This is a genomic window from Yersinia antarctica (assembly GCF_056636475.1).
Map to the genome: position 1 here is coordinate 1 of NZ_JBSJQF010000004.1, position 17583 is coordinate 17583.

Genomic DNA, 17583 nt, shown 5'->3' on the forward strand with positions numbered 1-17583 from the left:
ATGGCTGTAACGCAGTTAGCATTATTTGATAGGGCAGAGGAAGCGAGGGCGTATCACGACCCAAACCGCGCTGGTTTCTTCTCAATTCTTGTTGATTTAAACGGTAATAAAAGACAATCAGCACACCGACTAAGCGATATGCCAAAGGTGTTGAGTTTGATTGACCCGAACCGTGACACATGGTTAAGCCAAGCCGAATTTTACCAACCTAATCGCAGAATCGTAAACCTTGCCCGTATTGGTTTGCTCTTTGCCGATCTCGACACCTACCGTACCGACTGGGCAGATGGTCGCAGCCCCGAACAATTAGCCGATTCTGTTTTGTACTTCTGCCAGCAGGAGGGCATACCCACGCCCTCGCTATTGGTTTTTAGCGGTCGTGGCATACAGGCTAAATGGTTGTTAGAGGGTGCAGTACCACGCCATGCGCTACCACGCTGGAACGCTTGCCAGCGTTATCTAGTTGACCGTTTAAAGGAAGCGGGGGCAGACGTAGGGGCTAAAGATGCAAGCCGCGTATTACGCCTTATTGAGACGGTAAACAGCAAAAGCGGTGAAGTATGCCGCGTGGTACACGTTGAAAATGGCGCAGACGGCCAGCCAGTGCGCTACAACTTTGAATATTTAGCCGAAGTGCTTTTACCCGTTGCCCGTTGGGACATTGAAAAACAAAAGCAACAACGAGACCAGCGCGAGAAGCGCAAACAGCTAAAGCTGATAGGCGGTGGTAAGACTGATAATTTGCGAGGCTTTAGCGGTAGACAATTAGCCTGGCATCGGTTGGAAGATTTAAGAACCTTGATGACGTTGCGCGGTGGTGTGGCCGAGGGCGATAGAATGCGCCACTTGCACTGGCAGCTAAACTTTTTGCTGCTATCGGGTGCAACCAATAGCCGCTTGATGTACCAAGAGGCCGCCACGTTAGCCCGCGCCATTGATGGTGGTTGGGGTCACAACTGCAAGGAGCTAATGACGCTCTACAGCAAGGCTAAACAGTTTGAGGCTGGGCAAAAGATTAGCTTTGGCGGTAAAGAGTACCCAGCGCTCTACACGCCCCGTAACGACACCCTAATAAACCTTTTTGAAATCACAGATAATGAGCAAAGAGAGCTACGCACGATTATCAGTAAGCCGATGGCACTAGAGCGCGACAGAGACCGTAAGCAAGCTGTTAGACGTGCAGCAGGAGCAATGGAGAGGGAAATCTATCTAGGTGCAGCAAACATCAAGCAGGAGCAGGCACAGGCACTTAGAGCGCAAGGCTTGAGTGTACGGGCGATTGCAGAGCAAATGGGCATTAGTAAAACAGCAGCAGGTAGGTATATTCAGGCTGAAAATATCAAGTGTCCCAAGTCCGTCCGTATTACTAATGGCGTAGCCTGCGAGCTTTTGCGGTTTGGCTCTTAGGCTAGATAAACGTATTCATATCAGGTTGCATCAAGCTGAAAATATCAAGTGTCCCCAGTCCGTCCGTATTACTAATGGCCCCATTCCCCGCCAGCGCCATTTCTTCCAGATGCCGTGCGTGGGTATCCAGCGGCAGCATTGTTGCCAAGTGAGTTAACCAGCCATCCAGATATGCCAGATGATCGAGCAACATGAGGCTGTCACGGCATGAGGCTGATGCCCCATTCCCGAACGAAACGCAACAAACCATCATGCGTTATGCAGCGAGTAGATACTCTAAAAATACCTCATTCGGTGAGCTGTATTCCAGAGATTTGCGCCCCCGAGTGTTGAGGATGTGCTCCAGTCTCGCAATATCTTCATCGCTGACGCCATTAAAATCGGTTCCTTTCGGATAAAACCGCCGTATCAGACCGTTGGTATGCTCATTCAACCCCCGCTCCCAGGAATGATAAGGCCGGGCAAAGTAAACCTTTGCGCCCGTTACCTGAGTGATGTCCTTATGTTTCGCAAACTCGGGGCCCCATTCCCGAACGAAACGCAACAAACCATCATGCGTTATGCAGCGAGTAGATACTCTAAAAATACCTCATTCGGTGAGCTGTATTCCAGAGATTTGCGCCCCCGAGTGTTGAGGATGTGCTCCAGTCTCGCAATATCTTCATCGCTGACGCCATTAAAATCGGTTCCTTTCGGATAAAACCGCCGTATCAGACCGTTGGTATGCTCATTCAACCCCCGCTCCCAGGAATGATAAGGCCGGGCAAAGTAAACCTTTGCGCCCGTTACCTGAGTGATGTCCTTATGTTTCGCAAACTCGGGTCCGTTATCTGCCGTCAGGGTTTTAAACTCACAGAAAGTATTCGCCACGATGTCCCTGAACGCTTCCACGACGCTCTCAGCGCACTTATTGGGGAGTTTACGGATAATGACCTGCTTTGTGGCTTTGTCCACGACCGTCAGCAGGAATGACTTCTGGTCTTTGCCAAAAATCGTATCGATTTCAACATGCCCGGGAACCTGTTTGAGTTCAGCCTCAGCAGGCCTGTGCTCAATGCCAACCCTGTCCGGGATGGGCGTGCGTCCGGGCTCACCCGTATCATAGCGATAGCGTTTACCCCGGTGAGGGAGCTGAAGGTAAAGCTTACCGCCAGCCTGTCTGTCCGAACGGATATAGCGGTAGAGGGTATTTTTGCTGACGGCGATATCAAACTGGATTTTCAGTCTCCCACAGATAACCTCAGGGGAGGTATGTACAGCCAGCGCCTGCCGGAGAAAGTCTTGTGTCTGCTGGCCCAGAGGGAAACAGGCATTGTGTGCCGAGGTGGCGCCCCGCCGTTGTCTGGCTAAGGCATCAGCGCGTCTGGAGGAGTAAAGTCCGTTGAAGGCGGGGTCCGTATTACGTCTGAGCTCCCGGCTCAGGGTAGAGCGAGAGACGCCGAGCTCTCTGGCAATGCAGGACTGATTAACGCCTTCAGCTTTTCGTTTTTCGATGTAAAAGCGCTCATGCTGAGTCAAATGTTTTCCCTTCATGCAACAGGGTCTCCGACAGGGTCAATACGGCTATTTTATCCGTACCTGACCGGTGGGTCACTTTGTTGCATTTCGTTTGGGAATTGGCGGGGTCCGTTATCTGCCGTCAGGGTTTTAAACTCGCAGAAAGTATTCGCCACGATGTCCCTGAACGCTTCCACGACGCTCTCAGCGCACTTATTGGGGAGTTTACGGATAATGACCTGCTTTGTGGCTTTGTCCACGACCGTCAGCAGGAATGACTTCTGGTCTTTGCCAAAAATCGTATCGATTTCAACATGCCCGGGAACCTGTTTGAGTTCAGCCTCAGCAGGCCTGTGCTCAATGCCAACCCTGTCCGGGATGGGCGTGCGTCCGGGCTCACCCGTATCATAGCGATAGCGTTTACCCCGGTGAGGGAGCTGAAGGTAAAGCTTACCGCCAGCCTGTCTGTCCGAACGGATATAGCGGTAGAGGGTATTTTTGCTGACGGCGATATCAAACTGGATTTTCAGTCTCCCACAGATAACCTCAGGGGAGGTATGTACAGCCAGCGCCTGCCGGAGAAAGTCTTGTGTCTGCTGGCCCAGAGGGACACAGGCATTGTGTGCCGAGGTGGCGCCCCGCCGTTGTCTGGCTAAGGCATCAGCGCGTCTGGAGGAGTAAAGTCCGTTGAAGGCGGGGTCCGTATTACGTCTGAGCTCCCGGCTCAGGGTAGAGCGAGAGACGCCGAGCTCTCTGGCAATGCAGGACTGATTAACGCCTTCAGCTTTTCGTTTTTCGATGTAAAAGCGCTCATGCTGAGTCAAATGTTTTCCCTTCATGCAACAGGGTCTCCGACAGGGTCAATACGGCTATTTTATCCGTACCTGACCGGTGGGTCACTTTGTTGCATTTCGTTTGGGAATTGGCGAATTCATCCAAAAAAATAGCGATCGGACGGGGTTCGCTGTCAATACGGTCACGGGTTTCCGCTATCTGGAATAGCCGCACTAAAATCATGCGCTGCGCGGTGATCACTTTGGTGTTTCGCATGGATCCAATCACATAACAGCATCCACCGTGGTCGAAAATGGTTTTAAGATTTACACCGCCCTTGGCATTAATGGCATTCAGTAGCGCGATTTCTTCTATCTCGCCAAAGAAGCCTTTAATGGTTTCAGCGATATCTTGAACGTATTTGGAGTTATACAAGTCCCTCAAGGTCATGTCTTTTTTAAAGGTATTTGCGGTAGCACGGGCCGCTCGTCGATCATCAATCCGGTAGAAGTCGGCAGAGTTACCTTTTTTCCCTAAACTAAAACCGGCAATAAAAATTTCTTCCAGTTGTTCGGGGGTCATATCCGCCAGAAAGTCGAGTTGATATTCTGGTTTGTTTAAATCAATTAAATAAAACGGCACCCCCGCAGCCTCACATGCCGCTTTATACAGATGCGGTGCCCATTCGTCATTCTTAGGGTCTAAAACAAAAACCCCTTCACCGGCTAAAATACTTTGGTACAACAACACGCCTGACGCCACCCCTTTCCCTGCCCCTGTGGTACCAATAATATCCGCATGTTGTTTCTGCCATTTTTTGACGGAGATATATTGCGGTTGACGTTTTTCACTTAACCCAATAAATATTCCGTTATTTAAATCAACGTACCGTAGCGGGTCATATTCTTCCGGCTCAGGGAGATGACTTTTAATGTCACGGACATCAGTTCTGACATTACGCTCCAGACTTGATTTCTTAATCAGTGAATGTTTTAGTTTGTCCAGTTCGGGGGTTAACAGTCGCCGCGCCACGTAATGAAAAACAATTCCCGCCGCCGTAAAAGTAATCAGCGCTATCCACAAAATAGGCGAGGTGTTAAATCCAACCTTGCCTTCGTAAAAATAATAAACAACGGAAAAGCTCAGGGGCGAGAGAGTACCAAACAGCAAACAAATAAATGAAAATACAATAATGCACCGCTGCCAAATCGGGGCTTTATTGTGCTCATCTTTGGTGAGGAAGAAAATAAAGGGCAATGTTAGCCCCGCGAATAGAGCCAATAATAATTGGTGCGCCTGCAAATAAGCGAAGAAAACTATAGCGTTATCACTTATTGCAGAAAGTTTCTGCATTAATTTATTACTCATGGGATCCTTTATTCTTGGTTTTGTGGTTACTCATTCTGGTTACTGGTTCTGGTCGATTCTGTAACCAGAACCAGTAACCAGAATGAGTAACCAGAATTGAGGTCAAAAAGGGCAGAGACGGATCGTCTCCTTTCGGTCAAGGGTAGAGACGTACCGTCTCCTTCAATTCTACTGCAAGCGCCTTTACGTGCGGGCTGGGACGCCCTTACTCCTCGTCGCTAGGGGGTAATGCCTCGCCTGTATGTCGAGTCAAAACCCCCAAGGTCAAATACAGGGCCGAACCGTCCGCGCTACGCTTGACCACCCCCTTTGAGACCCTCGTTTTTGCCCTATTCTTTCTTTGTCTCGTTCCTCGACACGAAATAATGGGAAAACTCAGTCAAAGAGGGTGGTCAAGCGCCGGCGATAAAGCTGCCTAGCTGGACGGTACGGCCGGGCTTTGCCCCCGAACTGCGTTATTTCCTCATTTTCTTGGCTGGACGCCGAAAATAAAGAAATAACTTGTCGGCCCCCCCCGTTGCTTAATTTCCGCTCCGCTGGAAATGTGCGCAATGACACTCTGGCTACACGAATTTAAATCCGCTTATGCGTATTTCTCTTCGTTAGCTTCGTTGTCACTTTCTGGCCCGTGCCCATTACCTTCAAATCATTTCGGCTTAGGCCGAATTGCTTCTTGTTAATGAACCCGATCCCGAAAGCCGAAAGCAATCGTCTGTGAGTGGGGTGTTTATAATGCCAATGGTGGAGCGTACGATGGTTAGCATTAGCTTTTAGTCGTGGGGTATATTCAGAATAAGCCTTGCTGCTCTTGGCTTATTTGTCTCATGGATTCATTTAAAGTCAGAACATTTTTATCAAAGCCACAGTAGACTTTTCTAGCAACTAATAAAAAACGCTCTCTATCTTCGGGATAAAGAGCATCAGCAAATTCATAAACATTTTCTTTAAAAAAGACAGCATACAATAGGTCAAAAGAACCACAGCGCCGCCCCGCATCTTTATTTAAACGTAGGAGGATATTTTCAGCAATAAAACATGATCCCTTAACATTCTGGTTTTCAATTCTTGTTCCCATAAAATCCAACTTATACTTATGGCTGTACTTTAATCAAAAAATCATCCAGCGATTGACCCGCCGCTAATGCCGCCTCAATGGGTTTCGGTTTTCGCCCTACACCTGTCCACGTTTTCACTTCTCCATTTTCTTCATAGGTGTATTTAACATGGCGGCGATTGCCTTGCCGCTTCTTTTTAAGTTCCCGCCCCTGCAAATCATCAAGCGTAAATCCTTCACTGGCAATGAGCGCTATTAATTCATTTTTCTTTTCTTCCTTTTTCGCTCTCTCTGCGCATTCACGCTCAAAATCGTCTTTGCGTTCATTCAGTACCATGCCTAACTTTTCATGCGCTTCCACTAGAAAAACATAATCCATATCACGCACAAAATTTCTAATGTTACGGATATTAGAAAGGATTCGTGTTATCTCGGCGTATTTTTCTGACATTTAAAGTTCCTTTTAGTCTTCCATAGACTATTTAACGTGTTGCCATACTGAGGCAGGGATTTTATCGTAGAGTTTATTCATTGTCAGTTCAGCAAGGCGATGATCTGCCGCTGAATTGAAAACCTCTAGCTGTTCATCATCTAATGCATATTTATTACGCTCTATAATTTGCTCTAAGGTTTCCATTGTCGTACAACGACGTAACTTCATTAACCAGTCTATTTTATTCATTATTAACTTAGCCGTTAAACCAGCAGCATAAGCTGAACCGGATGAAGCAAAAAGGGCGAGAAGGATAGAAGTTGTTAATTTTTCAAGTACAATCTTGTTCGTAGACATGTTGATACTCATTTAATAAAGGTTGGTTTTTTCATGGCTACAGCCTCTTTTGCGTTCCAGCGCAAAAGAGGCACCACAAGTAGCTTTTTAAAGGGCTAACCGCGAATCTGTCCAAACTTCGCAATGATTTTGCTTATCTCTACAGGGTCAGCGCCGCTGCATCCATTTAATAAAGCCCGCCGCATATCCGCCGTTTTAGTTGGGTCAAATCGACCTTTCTTTTTAAATGCATTGAGACTGAAAAAATCACTTTCGGCAGCACGGCAGTCTTCACCGCCATCACCACCTGTCATTTTTCCGTACATGCACGTCACGACTTCACAAACATCTGCCGCGAATACCGGAACAGGGATCGTGAATGCGAGACAAAGCAAAGCCGCCCCAGAGAGGATTTTTTTCATGGATTTACCTTTTGGTCAGTAAAGTGAGTATTTCAGGCTGTTCATGGCCTATTTCACGTCAAAAATTGAAATGTTAAATCTGGACAAGGCGAGGCCAAAAACCGTCATTAACTTTCAGGGGTAAAAAAGGTGATATAGAGGTGATGGGGTGTGTATTTTACCGTCTAGCGGTGTTTGTGGGTGCGAACAGGTCGTTTTCAGTAGCAAACTCAACCATTTAACATAATGGGCATTACCCGCCCCATTCCCGAACGAAACGCAACAAACCATCATGCGTTATGCAGCGAGTAGATACTCTAAAAATACCTCATTCGGTGAGCTGTATTCCAGAGATTTGCGCCCCCGAGTGTTGAGGATGTGCTCCAGTCTCGCAATATCTTCATCGCTGACGCCATTAAAATCGGTTCCTTTCGGATAAAACCGCCGTATCAGACCGTTGGTATGCTCATTCAACCCCCGCTCCCAGGAATGATAAGGCCGGGCAAAGTAAACCTTTGCGCCCGTTACCTGAGTGATGTCCTTATGTTTCGCAAACTCGGGTCCGTTATCTGCCGTCAGGGTTTTAAACTCACAGAAAGTATTCGCCACGATGTCCCTGAACGCTTCCACGACGCTCTCAGCGCACTTATTGGGGAGTTTACGGATAATGACCTGCTTTGTGGCTTTGTCCACGACCGTCAGCAGGAATGACTTCTGGTCTTTGCCAAAAATCGTATCGATTTCAACATGCCCGGGAACCTGTTTGAGTTCAGCCTCAGCAGGCCTGTGCTCAATGCCAACCCTGTCCGGGATGGGCGTGCGTCCGGGCTCACCCGTATCATAGCGATAGCGTTTACCCCGGTGAGGGAGCTGAAGGTAAAGCTTACCGCCAGCCTGTCTGTCCGAACGGATATAGCGGTAGAGGGTATTTTTGCTGACGGCGATATCAAACTGGATTTTCAGTCTCCCAGAGATAACCTCAGGGGAGGTATGTACAGCCAGCGCCTGCCGGAGAAAGTCTTGTGTCTGCTGGCCCAGAGGGAAACAGGCATTGTGTGCCGAGGTGGCGCCCCGCCGTTGTCTGGCTAAGGCATCAGCGCGTCTGGAGGAGTAAAGTCCGTTGAAGGCGGGGTCCGTATTACGTCTGAGCTCCCGGCTCAGGGTAGAGCGAGAGACGCCGAGCTCTCTGGCAATGCAGGACTGATTAACGCCTTCAGCTTTTCGTTTTTCGATGTAAAAGCGCTCATGCTGAGTCAAATGTTTTCCCTTCATGCAACAGGGTCTCCGACAGGGTCAATACGGCTATTTTATCCGTACCTGACCGGTGGGTCACTTTGTTGCATTTCGTTTGGGAATTGGCGCCCGCCCCTCGTTTGTCAGCCAAGTTAACATGTCACCTTGGCGTTTGAGATTAACATTTATAACCCACTGCTACGTATTTGGGGTATAATGATATACATGTATATCACCTCTATTTAAGGCGTTCATATGTTAGCTATCCGTTTACCTGATGATATCGAGTCCCGTTTAGATGCACTGGCAAAGCAAACCGGTAGAACGAAAACGTTCTATGCTCGGGAAGCTATACTGGCTCATCTGGAAGATTTGGAGGATTACTACCTCTCTGCTGAAACCGCTGCTCGCGTTCGGCGTGGTGACGAACCTGTTCATTCTTCTCAAGACGTGAGGAAATCACTTGGCCTGGACGATTAATTATTCTGATCGGGCGCTCAAATCCTTACGGAAGATGGACAAACAAAGCGCCCGACGGATTGTCGACTTTATGGATAAGCGGATTGCTGCTTTAGACGATCCACGCCAGTCAGGGAAGCCGCTCAAAGGCGAGTTAGGTGAGTTCTGGCGTTATCGCGTCGGCGATTTTCGCATTTTGTGTGAAATCAGAGATGACGAGCTGATTATCCTTGCTGCCACGATAGGCCATCGCCGGGAAATTTACGCCTAGCCTTCATCGTTTCACCTCATAGCCCCATTCCCGAACGAAACGCAACAAACCATCATGCGTTATGCAGCGAGTAGATACTCTAAAAATACCTCATTCGGTGAGCTGTATTCCAGAGATTTGCGCCCGAGTGTTGAGGATGTGCTCCAGTCTCGCAATATCTTCATCGCTGACGCCATTAAAATCGGTTCCTTTCGGATAAAACCGCCGTATCAGACCGTTGGTATGCTCATTCAACCCCCGCTCCCAGGAATGATAAGGCCGGGCAAAGTAAACCTTTGCGCCCGTTACCTGAGTGATGTCCTTATGTTTCGCAAACTCGGGTCCGTTATCTGCCGTCAGGGTTTTAAACTCGCAGAAAGTATTCGCGACTGGTCATGCGGGGTGACCAGTGTAGACGCGATACAGTAATGGTGTACAATGTACATTAATAATGCAAAGGGAATGACACAGTGAGCCATGCGATAGAGTTTATCGAAACGCCGATGTTTACCCGTCAGATAAAGCCAATCGCCACGGACGACGAGCTTAAAGAACTCCAGAAAACGCTGATTGAGTCACCAGACAAAGGCGACCTCATCAGGCAAACCGGCGGGCTGCGAAAAATCAGAATGGCGACCGGCACACAGGGGAAAAGCGGCAGTGCGCGGGTGATTTACTTTCTGGCCACCGATGAGATTATCTATCTGGTGATGGCCTACCCGAAAAGCACCAAAGACAGCCTGACGAACGCCGAAAAAGCCGATCTGAAAAAGCTGACGAAACTACTGAAAGACGAGGTGTAGCATGAGTTTTTTTGACGAACTGAAAGCGTCACTCGAAGAAGCCGTCGAGATCAAACACGGCGTTAAAGCGCCTGCCCGCGTCACGCGCTACGAACTGGCTGACGTGAAGGCTCTTCGCGCTCAGCTGAATGTGACGCAGGATGAAATGGCGAAGGTGCTCGGCACCAGCCTCGATACTATCAAAAGCTGGGAGACAGGCAGACGTAACCCGACCGGACTGGCGGCAAAGGTGCTGGCGACCATACAGGCCAACCCTAAATTTTTTCAGGAACTTGCCTCACATTAAGGCTTTATGACGGAAGGGTTCGACAGGAGCCGCCGTTCGCGTGTAACGTTAACTGTAGAAAAAACAAAGCCCCGATCATCATGTGCTCAACTTGGCGGAAGATACATGATCAATCAGGGCTAGGCACAAAACCTAAGAAGGATATTAGCACATGCACAGTGCAAGACAACAGCCCGCCATAAGCTCAGGCGTGAGTGACTAACCCCGCCCTCAACCTGTTCAACGACCGCTTACCTAACAAGCCGTATTTTTCGGACGATTTGCACTTTGGTGTACGCATCGCGGGAAAAGAGCGCGCGATTCTAGCGAAGTACATACAGTTCAACCAGCCTCACGCTATGTTCTGGCTCGGTTTTGACGTTGACCGCCTCGGTGCTGCCATCGACTGGAGCGACCGCAACGCGCCGGCGCCCACGCTGACCATCACCAACCCCGAAAACGGACACGCACACCTGCTCTATGCGCTAAAAACCTCGATACGCACCGCACCCGACGGAAAAATGAAGCCGCTGAAGTACGCAGCCGCCGTAGAGAATGCGCTACGTAAAAAATTGGACGCTGACGTGGGGTATTCGGGGTTAATTTGCAAGAATCCGAACCACAGTCACTGGAAAATTGCCGTATGGCAGCCAGAACTCTATACGCTGGACTGGTTGGCTGACTCACTCGACCTTAACGCCGCGAACGACAAAGAAATCGTTGCCGACTACGGTTTAGGCCGAAACTGCACGCTGTTCGATAAAACCCGCAAGTGGGCATACCGCGCCATACGTCAGGGCTGGCCTGAGTATAAACAGTGGCTGCAATCCTGTTATGAACGTGCATACGCCTACAACCTGCAATTTGCAGTGCCTCCGCCAATTCCCAAACGAAATGCAACAAAGTGACCCACCGGTCAGGTACGGATAAAATAGCCGTATTGACCCTGTCGGAGACCCTGTTGCATGAAGGGAAAACATTTGACTCAGCATGAGCGCTTTTAGGGGTCAGTTTGGATATCGAAAATTATTGTACGTTAAGGCTGTTTTTTGACCTTTCGACTTTAGCTGGTCTCAGGCGACGAAACTTACCGGAAGCCGGTATCCGGTTGCTTTTCCAGATATAATCGCCTGTCAGATTGATGTGCTCCCAGCCTAATGGGGACAAATGCGACAACAGTTGTTCGTTGATCTTCAGCCCTTTACGCTTGAGGGCATCGACCGCTCTTTCCATATACACGGTATTCCACAGCGAGATCGCCGCCGTCAGCAGCGTCAGCCCACTGGCGCGATAGCTCTGATTTTCCGGTTTTCGATCCCTGATTTCTCCCAGCCGGTGCATAAATACCGCACGCGCCAGGGCGTTACGGGCTTCACCTTTATTCAGCCCCGCCTGTACCCGTCGACGTAGTGCAGGATCGCGGAACCAGTCGAGCATAAACAGCGTTCGCTCAATGCGACCAATTTCTCGCAGTGCTTTGGCCAGCCCGTTCTGTTTAGGGTAGCTGGCAAGCTTTTTCAGCATCAGGGATGCCGTCACTGTTCCCAGCTTTATCGAGGCCGCCAGCCGTAGTACTTCATGCCAGTGAATTTCGATCTCTTTCAGATTCAGGCTGGTCGTGGATATCAGTGACTGAAGCGCCGGGTATTGATCTGCTTTCCCTTTGATAAACAGCTTCTTGTCGTGGAGATCCCTAATTCGTGGACAAAATGCAAATCCCAGCAGATGCATCAGGGCAAAGACATGATCGGTGAAACCTGCGGTATCGGTGTAATGCTCTCTGATTTCTAGGTCACTTTCGTGGTACAGCAAGCCATCGAGCACATGGGTTGAATCCCTGACCCGACTAATTATGCAGGTGTAAAACGGGCTGTATTGATCCGAAATATGGGTATAAAACTGACGTCCAGGCTCCTGCCCATATTTCGGGTTAACCTGCCCTGCGTAGCGGCCTGAGCTGCCTGTTCTGAAATTCTGTCCATCTGATGATGACGTTGTCCCGTCTCCCCAGAATGCCGCCAACGGCCGTTTCCCCTGCGCATTTACCAGCTCTGCAAGGGCGGCTGAATAGGTTTCGTCACGGATGTACCATGCCTGAATATCTTCGAGTGATGATTTGGTGCTCCCGGGGCAGGCTTCTGCCATTTTGGTCAAACCAAGATTGATGCCATCCGCAAGAATGGTGGTGAGAAGCAGGCGGGTATCGGGACGGGTAATGTCATTTTTTATATGCGAAAAATGTCGGGTAAACGTCGTCCAGCTATTTACCTCGTCGAGAATTTCCGTGATTTTAGGGCGCGGTAACATGCTGTAAACCAGCTCTGCCAGCGGTGAAACCTGCACCGGAACGCAGTTATCCAGCGGAGAGACTTTTACGCCCCTGTCAGATATTTCCACATCGGGCAGTTCACCAAGGGCAGCCATGGCATTGACCTCTTCAAGTTTAGACTGAAGCAGAGTCATACGGCTGGTAATGTACTCATGATAATCAGCAGATACGGGCAGTGGCAGCGCCGGTGTGAGTTTGTCAAAGTCCTTTTCGGGAATGAGGTAATCATCAAAGTTTTTGTAGCGGCGTGAGCCTTTAACCCAGATATCCCCGGAGCGCAACGCTCCCTTAAGCTCGCTGAGCGCACAAAATTCATAGTACTGCCGGTCAATACCCGCAGGTGTAATCACCACCTTGCGCCAGCTTTCAGGGACAAACTCAAGAGGCGCTGTCACCGGTACTTTACGTGACTGTTTCCGGTACATATCTTTGATCACAACCAGCGCATCAGCCAGAGGTTGCGCTGCCGGGGTTGCGACTAACTGTAAAGCGGACAACATGCGAGGGGCATATTTCCGTAATGTGCTGTATTTCTCGGTAATAATATGCAGCGGGTCAAAATTATTTTTTCTGGCGAGATGGCGAGTTTCCTCCAGACTGGCGACAAATTCAGGCCATGGCAGTATGTTTTCTATTGCGAGCCATGGATCGCCACCGGAATCACGGGCTTCAGACAGAGCCTGACCGACATCGATGTATTGCCTCAGTTTTGACTGGATCAGCTTTCCAGCCTGCTGAAGGCGCTCAGCCTGTGTTCTTTTGGCTTTGCTGAAAAGGCTGTTCAGCATTCGCTCATGCAGCTCAATCACTTCGTCTGTCAGTGTGGCTCTGGCTTCTTCCAGCACACACACCAGGATCGCATGACGCCGGGCTGCTGAAAATCTGGTCAAATCCCGGCTGCTCATCTTTCGGCCTTCCCGCGCCAGTTTCAGCAACCGGTTCTGGTGAATGGTACGATCTATACCTTCCGGTAATGCCAGCGATTCAATGCTACTGAGCCGATCAAGATGTTGCAGCACGTTCTTACCATTGATTTTACCCGGCGGTTGCAGAAGCCATGTCAGCCTGGAAGGCTGATTATCTGATGACTCAAGTAAACGATCCAGGGCATCCCTGTGAGCCGGAGTTAACGGGGCATTCAGGGTCTGAAATACAATTTTATCTCCGCCTGCCATGGCTTCCGCGCAGGTACGCTCCACAACATCAATCGCAGGGATTATCACGTTGTTCTGCCGGAGATAGACCAGTAACTCTTCGGCCAGGAGAATACCTTTATCAGTGCGCGTCGCCATCGACAGCAGGTGTGTAAGACAGTCCTGTTGTATTTTGCTGGTGAACGCTTTTACGTCAAGATATCGGTACAGTTCGGTTAAATGCTCACGCCGGGTTGTATCCCTGCCGGAAAGGTAAGCAGGCCAGAGATCCCCGGTGAGTTTTAGCCTGCTGGCGATATGCTTCAGCAGCGCGTCAGATGGTGGAGTTTTTTTATCTGGGGAAAAGCCGACATTTTTCAGATAGCAAAGAAGGACGGCGAAACCAAAACGGCTGGCGGGTTTACGGTGAGCCCTGATAAGCGCCAGATCATGTTCACTGAAATACGCCATTCGGGTCAGCGTTAACTCATCGTCTGGTAATGCCCGTAATGATTCTCTTTCCGACAGCGAAAGAATCTGCCTCCTTGCCATATAGTTTCCCTCGTAAATTATTCAGTGTGGTGTTTTTAACGAAAATGGTTATCGCATAAGGGTACACCCTGACACCATAATCAAAACGTGACGGCACACGATGAATGACATAACCTATATGCGATAGAGTAAATGCAATAACCTAAATGAGATAATGCGGTGGAAAAATGTTCATCAGAGCTTATTTGAGGGCATCGACGGAAGATCAGTTCGCCGATCGGGCAAAAGAGATGCTGGAGCAGTTCGTTCAGGAACGAGGGCATAAAATCGCTAGCTATTACCGGGAGAATATCAGCGGGACAAAACTTGACCGCCCGGAGCTGGGACGCTTGCTGATGGACAGCCACCGTAATGATATTTTGCTGGTCGAGCAGATAGACCGTCTGACCCGCCTGAGCAACAGCGACTGGATGACGCTGAAAAAGCAGATAGAACAACATGAGCTGCGAATTGTCAGCTTGGATGTCCCCACCTCATGGCAGGCGTTGTCAGATAAAGATCCTTCGCAGGTTGATCCAATCACCCGTGCCGTGATAACCGCCATCAATAACATGCTTATCGACCTGATGGCCGCGATGTCGCATAAGGACTGGCTGAGTCGTCGCCAGCGGCAAAAACAGGGAATTGACCGAGCCCACACGCTTGGTAAATACCGTGGGAAGCAGGCCGATCATGAACGGCATCAGAAAGTTCTGTACTACCGACAGGTTAAGAAACTGAGTATCAGTGAAACTGCAGATGCTACGGGGTACAGTGTTTCACAGGTTTGTCGTATACAATCAATTTATAAAAAATATGATAAACAGCAGCCTTAAAATAGAATGTCGCTTTAAAATGAAATTGATTTCAATTATAACGCACTAGATTATATAAGGGATTTGTATGAGATTACAGAAAATAAGCATATCAAACTGGCGACAGTTCGGAAATGTTGATATTGACATTCATGACAAGATGACAATAATAACTGGAGCTAATGGGTCTGGTAAATCAACAATTCTGAGGATATTAGCCAAGCACTTTCAATGGGACTATAAGTTTTTGGCAGTACCTTATTATGATGAATCTCAAGAGAGATTATTATTCAAAAATTGCGAAGAAAACACACCCTTAAATAAGGGAAATTATAAAATAGGATTTATTCAATATTCAGATGGAGTGATGGCAAATTTATTGATAGAAAATGAGCTATCGAAGGTTGATTATGACGTATTAATTGAAAACAAAAACAACAAAATAAAAGGGTTGTTTATACACTCGCATAGAGTTGCAAATAGTTATAAACAAGTTGACAAAATACCCACAAAAATCATCGACGCAAATGAATCATATAAAAAACACTTGGCGGCATATAAGAGGCATATCGAGGATACGTCTTTTAATGCAAGCCCAACAGTAGAAATGAAAGAATCTTTAATATCTATGGCTGCTTTAGGCATTGGCAACGAATATGTGAAAAAAAGCACAAGGTCAGAAAAAACATTTCTTTCATTTATAGATGTATTGAGAATTGTATTGCCTGTAGACATTGGTTTTGAAAATATAAGAATTGAAATTCCCGATGTTGTGCTTGAAACAAAGTCAGGAGATTTTATATTGGATTCCACATCTGGTGGGATTATGTCAATAATTGATATCGCATGGCAAATTCTCTTATTTTCTCAAGAAAATGAATCATTTACCGTGATAATTGATGAACCTGAAAACCACCTTCATCCAGCCATGCAGCGTACTTTGCTGAATAATCTATCCGAAGCGTTTCCGAAAATTCAATTCATTGTTGTTACTCATAGTCCATTTATGGTTTCTTCAATGAAAGAGTCTAATGTATATGCCTTAAAGTATGAACATATATCAACTCCAGAAACAGGCCCCAAAAAAGTAATATCATTTAAATTAGATTTACAGCAAAAAGCAGCAACAGCAAATAAAATACTTAGAGATGTATTAGGTGTATCTATTACCATGCCGCAATGGGCTGATGATGAGTTGCAGCGGATCTGCGCAAAGTTTACGAGAGAAAATATAACAACTGAAACTCTAAAAAATCTCAGAAGTGAATTAGAGTCTTCTGGGCTGTCAGAGTTTTATCCAGAGGCTATTGATAATGTCATGGGGAGGAAATACTATGATTAAATTGACTAAATTTCCTGAACCTAAAGTCCTTATTAAAAATAGCAAGCAATGGACTGACTTGCACTTGATGAGTATATCTAAGGGGATAGAGTCAACTCACTATTTAAAATCAAAATATAATCATAAAGAAATTAAAGAACAACTGATTAAAGAGACGTCAGGAAAATGTGCTTATTGTGAAAGTAAACTACGACATATACATCATGGAGATATTGAGCATATTTATCCAAAATCGCTCGACGAATCTAAAAGATTTGAATGGGAAAATTTAACGCTATCCTGTGAGATTTGCAATCAAAATAAATCCGACATAGACCCATTTGCTGAAAATATTCAAGATCCATATTCCGGAGATCCAGAGAATGAATTGATTTTTACCGGCCCCATTGCCTTTGGAATCACCATGAAAGGTGATTCCACACAAAGAATACTAAAACTAAATAGAAGTGCGTTGATTGAACGCAGAACTGAACGACTTGAAAAATTACAATTAATACTTCAAAAAGTATGTGACCCTCAGATACCTCAATCTGTTCGCAAAGTTATTTATGACGACTTTATGAGCAATGAGGTAGATAACACGAATGAATACACATCTATGGCTAAAAGCCTGCTAAAACAGGTTCTTGATGTAACAACAAAAAAGCTCCATGAATGTTGCTAAATAGCACATAATTTAACCTATAAATGTATCATTTCGGGGCATAAAGATATGAGAGCCTGCTCAAGTTAAGGCTCTTCTTTTCTATGGTGGCCAAAAATAAACCTTAACGTACAATAATTTCCGTTTCCCAAACGGAGCCCTGTACTGCCGCCAGGTGAAAAAGCTGAGTATCCGTGAAACAGCCGATGCTACGGGCTACAGTCCCTCTCAAATATGTCGAATTCAGGCACTGCACCGAGAAAGTCAATCAGAAGTGGGGTGAGTGATCTATACGAGAGATATGATTTTTCTGGCTTTCTCAAAGTGGTCCAGTTTCATTTCCATGATCCACCATTGGGCTACTTCCATGAGTAATTCCGGGTCATCATTCTTGTTGGCAAAGAAAGCATAAAATGACACGCCAACATCATCCCCTTTCGCCGCAATCTTAGCTTCACATACTTTCACAATCTTCGCTCGGATACTGGGTCTCATTACCTTTCCCTGATG

General features: G+C 47.4%; 21 protein-coding genes and 2 pseudogenes. 10 read left to right on the forward strand and 13 right to left on the reverse strand.

Translation table 11 applies throughout. The annotated features are described in order from the left end of the window. Positions 1-1407 (forward strand): replication protein (locus ACWJJO_RS23240; RefSeq protein ID WP_481091664.1); only part of this gene is annotated, 1407 nt, incomplete at its 5' end. A 1-nt stretch (position 1408) separates the two neighbouring features. Here ACWJJO_RS23240 and ACWJJO_RS23245 read toward each other — a convergent pair. From ACWJJO_RS23245 to ACWJJO_RS23290, 10 genes are all read right to left on the reverse strand, one after another. Beyond that, the gene (locus ACWJJO_RS23245; protein ID WP_481091665.1) at positions 1409-1600 is read right to left on the reverse strand and encodes a hypothetical protein; all 192 of its coding nucleotides are present in this window, start codon (positions 1598-1600) and stop codon (positions 1409-1411) included. 63 nt (positions 1601-1663) lie between these two features. Beyond that, complete coding sequence (locus ACWJJO_RS23250) at positions 1664-1954, reverse strand: IS30 family transposase (protein ID WP_481090985.1); 291 nt, start codon at positions 1952-1954, stop codon at positions 1664-1666. Between the two features lie 11 nt (positions 1955-1965). Continuing rightward, entirely contained in the window at positions 1966-2940 is a 975-nt protein-coding gene (locus ACWJJO_RS23255; RefSeq protein WP_481090511.1) for an IS30 family transposase, read from the reverse strand. Positions 2941-2975: 35 nt separating this feature from the next. Beyond that, positions 2976-3743, reverse strand: coding sequence for an IS30 family transposase (locus tag ACWJJO_RS23260; RefSeq protein ID WP_481091666.1), 768 nt, complete (start codon positions 3741-3743; stop codon positions 2976-2978). Continuing rightward, positions 3715-5046: a helicase HerA domain-containing protein gene (locus tag ACWJJO_RS23265; RefSeq protein ID WP_481091667.1), complete on the reverse strand. Its 1332-nt coding sequence runs from the start codon at positions 5044-5046 to the stop codon at positions 3715-3717. The genes ACWJJO_RS23260 and ACWJJO_RS23265 overlap by 29 nt, the downstream gene beginning before the upstream one ends. Before the next feature lie 787 nt (positions 5047-5833). Further along, entirely contained in the window at positions 5834-6121 is a 288-nt protein-coding gene (locus tag ACWJJO_RS23270; protein ID WP_481091668.1) for a hypothetical protein, read from the reverse strand. A gap of 16 nt (positions 6122-6137) precedes the next feature. After that, entirely contained in the window at positions 6138-6551 is a 414-nt protein-coding gene (locus ACWJJO_RS23275) for an H-NS family histone-like protein (RefSeq protein ID WP_481091669.1), read from the reverse strand. Between the two features lie 27 nt (positions 6552-6578). Then, positions 6579-6782 carry a hemolysin expression modulator Hha gene (gene hha / locus ACWJJO_RS23280; RefSeq protein ID WP_481091681.1) on the reverse strand — a complete coding sequence of 68 codons (204 nt, stop codon included), beginning with the start codon at positions 6780-6782 and terminating at the stop codon, positions 6579-6581. Between the two features lie 203 nt (positions 6783-6985). Beyond that, positions 6986-7291, reverse strand: a complete 306-nt coding sequence (locus ACWJJO_RS23285) for a conjugal transfer protein (protein WP_481091670.1) — start codon at positions 7289-7291, stop codon at positions 6986-6988. A gap of 276 nt (positions 7292-7567) precedes the next feature. After that, positions 7568-8542 (reverse strand): IS30 family transposase, encoded by a 975-nt coding sequence (locus ACWJJO_RS23290; protein ID WP_481090518.1) that lies wholly within the window; start codon positions 8540-8542, stop codon positions 7568-7570. Positions 8543-8758: 216 nt separating this feature from the next. Here ACWJJO_RS23290 and relB point away from each other — a divergent pair, with 216 nt between their 5' ends. Further along, positions 8759-8983, forward strand: a complete 225-nt coding sequence (gene relB / locus ACWJJO_RS23295; protein WP_481091671.1) for a type II toxin-antitoxin system RelB family antitoxin — start codon at positions 8759-8761, stop codon at positions 8981-8983. A gap of 34 nt (positions 8984-9017) precedes the next feature. Beyond that, entirely contained in the window at positions 9018-9233 is a 216-nt protein-coding gene (locus ACWJJO_RS23300) for a type II toxin-antitoxin system RelE family toxin (protein WP_481091672.1), read from the forward strand. A 90-nt stretch (positions 9234-9323) separates the two neighbouring features. Here the strand turns inward: ACWJJO_RS23300 and ACWJJO_RS23305 are convergent, their stop codons facing one another. Next, positions 9324-9572, reverse strand: coding sequence for an IS30 family transposase (locus ACWJJO_RS23305; protein WP_481091682.1), 249 nt, complete (start codon positions 9570-9572; stop codon positions 9324-9326). A gap of 110 nt (positions 9573-9682) precedes the next feature. Between ACWJJO_RS23305 and ACWJJO_RS23310 the strand changes: the two genes are divergently transcribed. The 3 genes and pseudogenes from ACWJJO_RS23310 to ACWJJO_RS23320 all read left to right on the forward strand — a co-directional run. Further along, the gene (locus tag ACWJJO_RS23310) at positions 9683-10015 is read left to right on the forward strand and encodes a type II toxin-antitoxin system RelE/ParE family toxin (protein WP_481091673.1); all 333 of its coding nucleotides are present in this window, start codon (positions 9683-9685) and stop codon (positions 10013-10015) included. A gap of 1 nt (position 10016) precedes the next feature. After that, the gene (nadS, locus tag ACWJJO_RS23315) at positions 10017-10301 is read left to right on the forward strand and encodes a NadS family protein (protein WP_015060318.1); all 285 of its coding nucleotides are present in this window, start codon (positions 10017-10019) and stop codon (positions 10299-10301) included. Between the two features lie 194 nt (positions 10302-10495). Continuing rightward, positions 10496-11155, forward strand: a pseudogene (locus ACWJJO_RS23320) (replication initiation protein); the annotation flags it as partial. Between the two features lie 151 nt (positions 11156-11306). Here ACWJJO_RS23320 and ACWJJO_RS23325 read toward each other — a convergent pair. Continuing rightward, a complete protein-coding gene (locus tag ACWJJO_RS23325; RefSeq protein ID WP_481091648.1) occupies positions 11307-14294 on the reverse strand; it encodes a Tn3 family transposase in 2988 nt (995 codons plus the stop codon). A gap of 167 nt (positions 14295-14461) precedes the next feature. Between ACWJJO_RS23325 and ACWJJO_RS23330 the strand changes: the two genes are divergently transcribed. The 4 genes and pseudogenes from ACWJJO_RS23330 to ACWJJO_RS23345 form a co-directional block, all read left to right on the forward strand. Continuing rightward, the gene (locus ACWJJO_RS23330) at positions 14462-15109 is read left to right on the forward strand and encodes a recombinase family protein (RefSeq protein WP_481091647.1); all 648 of its coding nucleotides are present in this window, start codon (positions 14462-14464) and stop codon (positions 15107-15109) included. 67 nt (positions 15110-15176) lie between these two features. Continuing rightward, complete coding sequence (locus tag ACWJJO_RS23335) at positions 15177-16430, forward strand: AAA family ATPase (protein ID WP_481091646.1); 1254 nt, start codon at positions 15177-15179, stop codon at positions 16428-16430. Then, positions 16423-17094, forward strand: coding sequence for an HNH endonuclease (locus tag ACWJJO_RS23340; protein WP_481091645.1), 672 nt, complete (start codon positions 16423-16425; stop codon positions 17092-17094). Before ACWJJO_RS23335 ends, ACWJJO_RS23340 begins: the two co-directional genes overlap by 8 nt. Positions 17095-17233: 139 nt before the next feature. After that, positions 17234-17356 (forward strand): annotated as a pseudogene (locus ACWJJO_RS23345) (recombinase family protein); the annotation flags it as partial. Positions 17357-17361: 5 nt separating this feature from the next. Here the strand turns inward: ACWJJO_RS23345 and ACWJJO_RS23350 are convergent. Then, a complete protein-coding gene (locus ACWJJO_RS23350) occupies positions 17362-17568 on the reverse strand; it encodes a DUF6500 family protein (protein WP_025901656.1) in 207 nt (68 codons plus the stop codon). Positions 17569-17583: the final 15 nt, after the last annotated feature.

Excerpts from the sequence above, each read along its gene's own strand:
- ACWJJO_RS23245 (WP_481091665.1), bottom strand. The coding sequence starts at position 1,600 with ATGTTGCTCGATCATCTGGCATATCTGGATGGCTGGTTAACTCACTTG.
- ACWJJO_RS23255 (WP_481090511.1), bottom strand. The coding sequence starts at position 2,940 with ATGAAGGGAAAACATTTGACTCAGCATGAGCGCTTTTACATCGAAAAA.
- ACWJJO_RS23260 (WP_481091666.1), bottom strand. The coding sequence starts at position 3,743 with ATGAAGGGAAAACATTTGACTCAGCATGAGCGCTTTTACATCGAAAAA.
- ACWJJO_RS23265 (WP_481091667.1), bottom strand. The coding sequence starts at position 5,046 with ATGAGTAATAAATTAATGCAGAAACTTTCTGCAATAAGTGATAACGCT.
- ACWJJO_RS23270 (WP_481091668.1), bottom strand. The coding sequence starts at position 6,121 with ATGGGAACAAGAATTGAAAACCAGAATGTTAAGGGATCATGTTTTATT.
- ACWJJO_RS23275 (WP_481091669.1), bottom strand. The coding sequence starts at position 6,551 with ATGTCAGAAAAATACGCCGAGATAACACGAATCCTTTCTAATATCCGT.
- hha (WP_481091681.1), bottom strand. The coding sequence starts at position 6,782 with ATGAATAAAATAGACTGGTTAATGAAGTTACGTCGTTGTACGACAATG.
- ACWJJO_RS23285 (WP_481091670.1), bottom strand. The coding sequence starts at position 7,291 with ATGAAAAAAATCCTCTCTGGGGCGGCTTTGCTTTGTCTCGCATTCACG.
- ACWJJO_RS23290 (WP_481090518.1), bottom strand. The coding sequence starts at position 8,542 with ATGAAGGGAAAACATTTGACTCAGCATGAGCGCTTTTACATCGAAAAA.
- relB (WP_481091671.1), top strand. The coding sequence starts at position 8,759 with ATGTTAGCTATCCGTTTACCTGATGATATCGAGTCCCGTTTAGATGCA.
- ACWJJO_RS23300 (WP_481091672.1), top strand. The coding sequence starts at position 9,018 with ATGGACAAACAAAGCGCCCGACGGATTGTCGACTTTATGGATAAGCGG.
- nadS (WP_015060318.1), top strand. The coding sequence starts at position 10,017 with ATGAGTTTTTTTGACGAACTGAAAGCGTCACTCGAAGAAGCCGTCGAG.
- ACWJJO_RS23325 (WP_481091648.1), bottom strand. The coding sequence starts at position 14,294 with ATGGCAAGGAGGCAGATTCTTTCGCTGTCGGAAAGAGAATCATTACGG.
- ACWJJO_RS23330 (WP_481091647.1), top strand. The coding sequence starts at position 14,462 with ATGTTCATCAGAGCTTATTTGAGGGCATCGACGGAAGATCAGTTCGCC.
- ACWJJO_RS23335 (WP_481091646.1), top strand. The coding sequence starts at position 15,177 with ATGAGATTACAGAAAATAAGCATATCAAACTGGCGACAGTTCGGAAAT.
- ACWJJO_RS23340 (WP_481091645.1), top strand. The coding sequence starts at position 16,423 with ATGATTAAATTGACTAAATTTCCTGAACCTAAAGTCCTTATTAAAAAT.
- ACWJJO_RS23350 (WP_025901656.1), bottom strand. The coding sequence starts at position 17,568 with ATGAGACCCAGTATCCGAGCGAAGATTGTGAAAGTATGTGAAGCTAAG.